At 60.1% G+C, this 9,198-nt stretch carries 6 protein-coding genes; 3 read left to right on the top strand and 3 right to left on the bottom strand.

From position 1 onward, the window contains the following. Positions 1-961: 961 nt before the first annotated feature. From FF100_RS36085 to FF100_RS36075, 3 genes are all read left to right on the top strand, one after another. Positions 962-2,473, top strand: a complete 1,512-nt coding sequence (locus FF100_RS36085; RefSeq protein WP_171070476.1) for a sensor domain-containing diguanylate cyclase — start codon at positions 962-964, stop codon at positions 2,471-2,473. A gap of 345 nt (positions 2,474-2,818) precedes the next feature. After that, the gene (locus tag FF100_RS36080; protein WP_139040825.1) at positions 2,819-4,501 is read left to right on the top strand and encodes a methyl-accepting chemotaxis protein; all 1,683 of its coding nucleotides are present in this window, start codon (positions 2,819-2,821) and stop codon (positions 4,499-4,501) included. Between the two features lie 196 nt (positions 4,502-4,697). Continuing rightward, entirely contained in the window at positions 4,698-5,831 is a 1,134-nt protein-coding gene (locus FF100_RS36075; RefSeq protein ID WP_139040824.1) for an HD domain-containing phosphohydrolase, read from the top strand. Between the two features lie 42 nt (positions 5,832-5,873). Here the strand turns inward: FF100_RS36075 and FF100_RS36070 are convergent, their stop codons facing one another. From FF100_RS36070 to FF100_RS36060, 3 genes are all read right to left on the bottom strand, one after another. Next, positions 5,874-7,082: a sensor histidine kinase gene (locus FF100_RS36070; RefSeq protein WP_139040823.1), complete on the bottom strand. Its 1,209-nt coding sequence runs from the start codon at positions 7,080-7,082 to the stop codon at positions 5,874-5,876. A gap of 7 nt (positions 7,083-7,089) precedes the next feature. Then, positions 7,090-7,767, bottom strand: a complete 678-nt coding sequence (locus FF100_RS36065; RefSeq protein ID WP_342779051.1) for a Crp/Fnr family transcriptional regulator — start codon at positions 7,765-7,767, stop codon at positions 7,090-7,092. 171 nt (positions 7,768-7,938) lie between these two features. Beyond that, positions 7,939-8,964, bottom strand: a complete 1,026-nt coding sequence (locus tag FF100_RS36060; RefSeq protein WP_139040821.1) for a site-specific integrase — start codon at positions 8,962-8,964, stop codon at positions 7,939-7,941. Between the last annotated feature and the right edge of the window lie 234 nt (positions 8,965-9,198).

The following is a 9,198-nucleotide window of genomic DNA, read 5'->3' as shown; positions in this document are numbered from 1 at the left end:
CGACGATAGCGGACAGGCGCGTCAGGTCGGCGGCGCTGGGGATCACACAGACAGTCTGAGCCATGCCTCAGACTCGCATGCCTCATGCCCCCTGTGAATCCTCTGAATGCGTCAATGCACTAGAAGGCTGAAGCCGAGAGCAAGGCGGTTGCGCTTGCGCCCACGCCGGCCCGCCGCGATCAGCTGAAGCAGGCTGATGCCGCAGCGGTGGAGTAACGTGAGCCCGATCACCCCAGGGCGGCGGCAGAGGGTTGCGCGCACCTTGCCGCTCCGAGCCACCTTGAGCCTGATCGTGGCAGGCTTTGCGATCGCCGTCGTGGGGATCTTCTTCGCGCTTGAGGACGTGATCCCCACCCTATTCGGTAGGTTTATTGGTCGCGCCACAACCCAACGGGTATCTGTGTCACCGTCAGGCTTTGCTGCTAAGTGCAGGTGCCCTGCTGTTCCGATCACCCTTCAGCAAGGCCGGCGGGCTGGGTCTCCTTCTGGAGGGAACGCCCCAGCTCGCTACCCTTGAGGTATCCCGCAGGAACGCGACTAACCTGTACAAACGTTCACTGGCATCCGCAGACTATAGAGATACCGTGGGCACTCAGTGTGTCAGCTACAACCTGCAAAGTCGTTGCGCCACTGGCCTGCAGCTCGGCAGTGACAATAGATTAATCGGCAGCGTGTTTCACTGCACGCTCTTGCCCAGAGACGGTAGGGATATTTGCACGGCGATGTCAGAGGGAAATATAAAATAGTATCTTGCAATATGATCGATATTTTATAAATTTAATAATAAATTATTAATTATTTATTCATATAGATCGAGACTTTTATTTATTGATGCTTGTTTTTTGTTTAACAGTACACTGATCAACATATCAAGTTTATCTTGAAATTTAAGTACTTTGTTAACAATATTATTGCAGATATCCAACAGATGTTGGCGCACCAACTCATGTATGAGGCACCGATGCGCGCCTGCTTACTTCTTCTTCAACGTCTTACCCAACGCAAGCTCGCTATCCTTGGGCTTGCAGCTACACTTTTGCTCGCCACCGCCTCCGCCATGATGGTGCTCCAGATGCGCCAGAGTGCCTGGGATCAGGTTGCTCGGACCTCGCTGAACCTACTCGAGATCACCGAGAACGCCATCGACCGCAACATCGAGCTCTACGACCTGTCCCTGCAGGCAGTGGTCGAGGGTCTGCAAAACCCCAGGATCGAAGGCATCCCCTACGATCTCCGTCACCTCATCCTATTTGACCGCTCGTCGACCGCGAATGGACTCGGCGCCATTCTAGCCCTGGATACTCAGGGCAACGTGTTCATGGACTCGGCCTCGCAGGTGCCACGTCGCCTACAACTCGACGACCGCGACTTCTTTCGCGTCCACAAGGAGCGGCCGGATGCCGGCCTCTACATCGGCGAGCCGACCCGAACTCAGAAGGACAGTCGACTGATCATTCCGTTCAGCCGCCGCCTCGCTTACGCGGATGGGGCGTTCGCCGGGGTCGTCGTCGGTGCGATCGATGTCGCGTACTTCGATACCTTGCTGCGGCGTCTCAGCATCGACCCAGGCAGCAGCGTCGCACTCTTTCGCGCCGACGGCGTGATGCTCGCGCGCAATCCCTCGAACACCAAGACCATCGGCCAGAACATCGCCGGATCAGCGCACTTCCACCACTACCTGGAGCAGGACACCGGGCAGTTCGTCGCCACCGCGAAGGTGGACGGCATCGAGCGGTTCTACACCTTCAGCCGTATTGGCTCGCGACCCCTCATCATCAACGTCAACGTCTCCGTGGCGGCGATCCAGGCGATCTGGCGACCGAAGGCGATCGGCATCAGCGCCATCGTGCTGATCCTATGCTTGGGCATCACTGGCCTCACCCTGTTGCTGCAGCGTGAACTTGAACGGCGGATGCACGCCGAACGCGCGGCCGTCAGTGCCAACCAGGAATTGGCCAGACTGGCGACTACTGATGGTCTCACGGGACTGCCGAACCGACGCCACTTCGATACGATGTACGAGCAGCTCTGGAGCCAGGCAGAGCAGTCTGGCGAGATGCTCTCGCTGCTCCTAATCGATGCCGATCGGTTCAAGCGCTACAACGACACCTATGGCCACCTCGCCGGCGATGAGGTGCTGAGAACCATCGCGCGCTGCCTCAAGCGGGAGGTGAGCGGGCCTGACGAGGTCGCCTGCCGGATCGGCGGCGAAGAGTTCGGTGTCCTGCTGCTGGGGCCGACTCATCGTGAGGTGGCATCTCGGGCGGAGTACATTCGCCAAGCAATCGCGAGAACCCAGATCCCCCACAGGGGTCAGGATGGTGGGTTCGTGACCGTGAGTATTGGTGTGGTAAGTATCACGCAAAATAAGCATACAACGCAACGCGAATGCTTCGCTGCGGCAGATGCGGCACTATATGAAGCGAAGCGGCAAGGCCGCGATTGTGTGAGAATACAGTTCAACACGAATTGATTGGATATAAAATAAATATATATACTAAATTGAGTAAAATATAATGCATAATAATTTATACATAAAAAGATAAGAAAAACATTTTATTATTACTATATGTGATTATTAAATATTATAAACATATATATTTATTCCAATTAATTCCATCAATCATTTGAGACATTTTATAACTTCATTGTTTTACAATTGCGTAAATTAACATAGGTATATGACGCAATTTACCCGCCTGTCATTTGATATAAAACGTAATTTAACCGGCAAGGCGCAAATTAATTTCAGTCATAAACCGAACAATCGCGCCGCGCTCGCGCGGTTTGATTGGTCCCTCACACGCAGGCCTGCCCCATGCGTCTCTCACTCAAGACCACCCTCGCCGCTCTGTTCGGTGGTCTCGCCTTCATTGCCTGCGCGCAAGGGGCTGTATCGCTTGTTAAGCTCTCCGAGATCCGACACGACGTCATCGAAGTCGCCAAAAATTGGATACCCTCCGTCGCAGCCATCAATGCGATCCGCGCCGAGGTTGATCAGGTCCGTATCAAGCAGTACCGCCTCGTCACCGCCTTGTCCGATCAGCAGCGAACCGACGGCCTGAAGCAATATGAAACCAGCCTTGAGCGTGTCGCCAAGGCTCGTGCGCGCTACGAGCCGCTGATCTCCTCCGCCGAGGAGCGGACCTCCTACGAAACCTTCACGACTGAGTGGGCACGTTATCGGCGGGTTGCCGACGATATGGTGCGGCTAATCGAGGCCGGGCGATCCGCGGATGCACTCAGGACGCTGACTGATACGCAGAGCTTGGCAAGCTACACAGATATGCGCAACCAGCTCGATCGGGGCGTCGCAATCAACATGGGTGGCGCGCAGAGTGACGCCGATGCTAGCGTTGTCAGTGCCGATGCCGCCACACTGGCCTCCTATGTCGCGGTTGGATTATCTCTCGCAGCGGCACTCGCTGCCATGCTGTTTGGGATGATGCGCATCGCTCGCCCGCTCACGCATATGACCTCGATAATGGGCACCCTGGCGTCCGGTGACACCGCGGCAGACGTGCCTTACCGTGCGCGCCGCGACGAGGTTGGGGCGATAGCCACGGCCGTGCAGGTGTTCAAGGACAACCTGATCCACTCGCGTCAGCTCGAGCAGGAGACGGCGCTCGCCCGCGCCTCGGCCGAGGAGCAACGCAAGGCCGGCATGCGCCAGATGGCCGACAGCTTCGAGGCTGCCGTGGGTAGTGTCATCGGTACGGTGTCGGCGGCTGCCACCGAACTCCAGGCGACGTCCCAGAGCATGGCCGGCATCGCCAGGGAGACCGCGTCGCAGTCCACCACCGTTGCCTCTGCGGCGCAGCAAGCCGCCGCGAACGTTGGCACGGTCGCAGCCGCGGCGGAGGAACTCGGCGCTTCGGTCCTCGAGATCGGGCGCCAGGTGAACGGCTCGGCCAATCTGGCGCAGACCGCCGCAACCGAGGCGTCGCAGACGGCTGCGCTGGTGCAGGAATTAAGCGCTGCGGCCACCAAGATCGGCGACGTCGTTGCCATGATCTCGACCATTGCCAGCCAGACCAACCTTCTGGCGCTTAATGCCACGATCGAGGCCGCTAGGGCTGGCGACGCCGGCCGCGGCTTCGCAGTGGTGGCTGCGGAGGTCAAGCAGCTTGCCAGTCAGACCACGCGGGCGACGGAGGAGATCACCGGCCAGATTGGGCGCATTCAGGGCTCAACCAACCAAGCCGTATCGGCCATCGGCAAGATCACGGCACGGATCGAGGAGATCTCGGGCGTGGCGACCTCGATCGCCGCGGCGGTGGAGCAGCAGGGCGCGGCGACCCAGGAGATCGTCCGCAACGTCTCCCAGGCGGCCACCGGCACCGGCGAGGTGACGAGCAACATCGCGGGCGTGGCGGGCGCGGCCGAGGAGACGGGGGCAGCCGCCAGCCAAGTGCTGTCCTCGACTGCAGAACTCTCGCGTCAGGCAGAGCACCTCTCAAGTGAAGTTTCGAGGTTCCTGGCGACCGTGAGGGCGGCTTAAGATGGTATTATCGGACGACTTATGCGTTTATTGCAGATAAAACAGGATTCACGCCCGCCTGTAACTCTCTTATAGGTGGCAGAGATGACTCTCCAGCTGTCTCTGCCATTCGGATCAGCGGCTCATCCGTCACATGTCTTCTCTCCATCCTCTTGTCAGCCCGCGATTGGCTGACGCGCTCGTAGGAACCGCCGCCGTGGACGCGCTTATCGTCGACGACAGTTCAACCATGCTGCTGCGCCTCCGTATCCTATTGGCGCAGGAGCACGATGTGGGCGTCACCACGTTCACCGATCCCAGCGCAGCTCTGATCGAAGCGCAGACGCGTGCCTTCGACCTCGTGCTGGTCGATCAGCACATGCCCGAAATGGATGGCGTCACGTTCATCCACCGCATGCGCACCATCCCGCATTACGCGCAGGTGCCGATTGTCATGGTCACCAGCGACGCCTCGGACACTATCAGACTTGCCGCCCTGGAGGCAGGCGCTACGGACTTCCTGGACAAGGCTACGAAAGGCGTCGAACTCGCGGTCAGGCTTCGTAACCAGATCAGGCTCGCTGCTGCTGTGCGCCAGCTCGATGATGAAGCGGCTTCGCTCGCCAGCGAGGTTGAAACCGCGGTCCGTCATCTGCGAGAACGCGAGGAAGAAATCATCTTCCGGCTTGCCCTCGCTGTGGAGTATCGCGACAACGAGACCGGCGATCATACTTGGCGTGTTGCGCGTTATAGCCAGATTATAGCCGAATCACTCGGCCTCGAACCGGAGTTATGCCGACGCATTTATCTTGCAGCGCCACTCCATGATGTTGGCAAAGTTGCAGTTCCGGACGGGATCCTGCTTAAGAAGGGACGGCTGGACGATGCCGAAATGGAAACGATCCGGACCCACGCGGCAATCGGAAGCCGCATTCTCGGAGGCAGCGCATCTGAACTGATCCAGCTGGCAGCTGAAATCGCGGAAGCTCATCACGAAAAGTGGGATGGTAGCGGTTATCCGAATGGTTGGAGCGGAGAGGCGATCCCGCTCGCAGCACGTATTGTGGCTGTAGCCGATGTGTACGATGCGTTGACGACCGCTCGGCCATACAAGGATGCCATGGCGATGGAAGAAGCCTTGCGATGCATCCAGGCCGAAGCTGGACGGCATTTCGATCCAGCCTGCGTGGTCGCCTTTACAGCACGCTGGCTAGATATCGTCTCGGTCGGCAACGTGGCAGTAACGACGCGCGCCAAGCTCCTTGGTCGATCGACAGAGGCTTGGGCACGCGTGCCAGAACTGTTACGGGAAGTGCTGCATAGGCAGGGCGCCATGCAGCCTGCAACTTAACATCGCAACCAAGCACTCGCCGACCAACCTCGCGATCTGGCACTAAACTTGTGCACTGGCAGCATAAACTGACCTTTCGAATGGAAGGATCATCGTGCAAATGAGGCCATCACTCGCGAAGTCTACTGTCGTTTGCGCATGAAGCTCACGGGGCAGGGTACTCTCCAGCATCGTTAGCCCGAAGCCTCGGTGTGCTGGTGGTGCGATCGGTTGCGACAGACGACTTTCCCGCCACATTAAGACAAGCTGAGGTGCTCCCTCGTTGTCCTCGACCCGCCAGGATATCTGCACCTGTCCGCGGTTCGTTGCCAGTGCTCCGTACTTCAAAGCGTTCGTGGCCAGCTCGTGCACCGCCAGCCCAAACACTTCAGCCGCCTTCGATTGTAGCAATAGGTGCGGGCCGGCCACCCGCACCCGGTCGTCTTGGGCTCCAACGCACGCGAGTAGCTCGTCAGTGATGAGGCCACCAAGAGCAATGCCGCCGCTCGGATCACGCGCTACTGCGCTCACCACGCGCGCGAAGGCGTTGAGGCGCCCGTCGAGGTGGGCGACGTAGTCCGCAGAGGAGCTATGCGGCTCGGCTGAGTGCCGCACGAGCGAGCGAATGCCAGCGAGGGCTTTGCGCGCTTGTTGCTGCAATTCGGCCAAGAGGATGCCCTGACGATCCTGCAAAGCTTTGAGTTCGTGGATCTCGGTCGAGATGCCGAACCACTCCTGGATCGCGCCAGCAGTCTCACGTCGGGGTACGGCTCGCGTTTGGAACCAGCGATAGGTACCGTCCGACTCACGTCGCAGACGATGCTCGACGGCGAGTTCGCCCCGTGCACGCGCCGCATGCCATGCCTGCATCGTATGATCGCGGTCGTCGGGATGCACGATGTCGAGCCAGCCGCGCCCGGTCGATCGTGGATCGGTCTGGCCGGTATAAGCTTGCCATTGTGGGCTACCAGAGGTCCAGCGTCCCTCGTCATGAGAGCGCCAGACGAGTTGCGGGATTGCGGTCGTGAGCAGCTGGAGGTCATCACGGCTACGGCTCAGTTCGATTTCGAGCCGGGCTTGCTCCGCTCTAGCTTCGGCGAAGAGAAGTCTGCCGCGCTCGGCTGACTGCTCGCTCTCGTCGAGAAACATGCGCAGTCGCGCGTTCTCGGCCGCAAGCTCTTCAAGCGAAGCAGGAAGTTGCTGCTCGCCCGGCGATTGCTGGTGCGATGTCCGCGTTGAGGTATTCTGCTGGCTGGGTCGTGTCGGCATCATGGATGTCTCAGCCCTCCTTCGTATCGCGTCGCTGCCCCGTGTGGTTGAGGTGTAGGTAGCTCGGACTGAATAGAGCGCGCCGCTCCAAGGCTGCCAGGTCCGGGATGGTCAGGCGGCGATGCTTGATCGTGATGAGGCGTTTTGTGCGCAGCTCCTGGAGCGAGCGATTGACGTGAACCGTTGTCATGCCGGTTGTGTCGGCGAGGTCTGATTGTGTGAGTGGCATCGGACAGGAAGTATCCTCGATCAGTCCTACGCTGCGTAGGCGATAGAAGATCTCGCAGAACAGGTGCGCTAAGCGCTCTACCGCGTAGCGGCAGCCCATGTTCGTGGTCCACTCACGCTGCGTGGCCACGTTGACCAGCGTTTCCCACCAGAGCGCTTGGGCGATACACGGGTGAGCGAGGGTGAGGGCGTGGAGGGCGGCGGGCGTGATCTCGGTCAGAGTGACGGGGGTAAGCGCGCCCAGCGTGTGGTCCATCTCGCGCAAGATGAAGACGTTGTGATCGCACAGATTGCCCGGCAGGCAAAGGGCCAAGATCTGACGCCTCCCGTCGTACAGTTGCTTGTAGCGGTAGGCCCAGCCCGAAAGGATCAGGCGCATCACGTGTGGGCGATCGCCCTCGCGGATGATGTCTTCATGCGCGCCGTAGTGGCACACGCGATTGCTGGCCAGCGTGCTCAACGCGATTTTACTTGCGGGCGACAATTGCGTAAAATGCTCCAGTTTCCTGCTATGTATATTTCCCATACCTTCAATCCCCCTGCGCAAACCTAACTCAGAAAATCGTGATGCGCACGGGGTAAATTAGCGGATCGTGCTTCTAGTCTGGCTGAGACTCTTGGTAGCGACAGGTTACAAGAACCCACTCCCCGAGTGCCCCTTGAACGCATTCGCCCGGCGAATGTAGCCGACGACGGTCCGGGTATCCCGGTACCCGCTCTGGTCAATGATGCGAGCCAGATCCGCGCCGCGCTCCGCCGCGGTGGTGATGTAGCCGGCCCTTAGGCTGTGAGCCCCGAACGTCGAGGCGTCGAGCCCGACCGCGGTAGCATACCGCTTCACTATGTTAGCGACGGCCTGGGTGGTGAGACGGGGCGGTACGGCGACCTGATCGGACGACTTATGCGGATTTTCCGCTAAACTCGCCATAGCTGCCCCTCGCACGCGTCCGGATCTGGATACCGGCCGAAACACCGCCCCCTCGGTGATCCCCGCCGCGTCAAGCCAGTCACGGAGCAGGGCAACCGGACGAATGAACCTGCCAGTCGGAATGGCCTTCTCGAACCCGGCGCCTTCCTGATCGACCTTCGATCGGCGCACCAGCACCCGCAGGCCTTCGGGATCCTCGCGCAGGTCCGCCACGTCGAGGGCGACAAGCTCCGATCGGCGGAAGGCCCCAGCGAACCCGAGAGCGAGCAACGCCTTGTCCCGCTTGCCCGTGAGCGTGTCGGGGATCTGCATGAGCATCGCCGTGACGATATCGGCCGTCGCCGCCGCCTTCTGGTCCGGCGCCGTCCCGACCTTGCGGCGGATACCCTTCATCGTGGCCCGCACCGCCTCGTCCTCTGTCGGGTCCAGCAGCCGTGCGAGCTTGTGGGCGTACTTGATGGCTGCGAGACGCCGGCCGATCGTCGACGCCGCCCGGCCCGCCTCCGCCTCTGACACCAGGAAGCCAGCCACGGCCTCAGGGTTCGCAGGCAGCGGCCGGAAGCCGTAGCGGGCGCACCAGGCCTCGAACGCCGCGGCGTCGCCCCGGTAGGCCCGCACGGTGGCGTCAGCCTTCGATGCGCGCTGGTAGGCCTCGACCAGGTGCGCGGCCTCGGCAGGTAGGCCGGCGCCCTTAAAACCAGCCGGAAGGGTTTCAGACTTGAGCGTCATGACACCACAGCTTCTGGGATAACAGGACCGACCTGTCGCCAGCGGTTCAGCTCCTGATCGATCGCCCTCTCCGTGCCGGCCAGAAACTCACCGGCCGACAAGCCTGGACTGAGAGCCTGTTTGACTGATTGAGCCAGTCGCGCGTTGTCGTTGGCAGGAGGAGCCGATGTGGACGCAGGCGGATCGCGATCTCTACAAGGACGACGGCCGTCGCTATCCGAGTGACCTGACGGA

This window comes from Methylobacterium terricola (genome assembly GCF_006151805.1).
GTDB lineage: Bacteria > Pseudomonadota > Alphaproteobacteria > Rhizobiales > Beijerinckiaceae > Methylobacterium > Methylobacterium terricola.
Note: the sequence above shows the minus strand (reverse complement) of the source record. Positions and strands in the feature narration are given on the sequence as shown.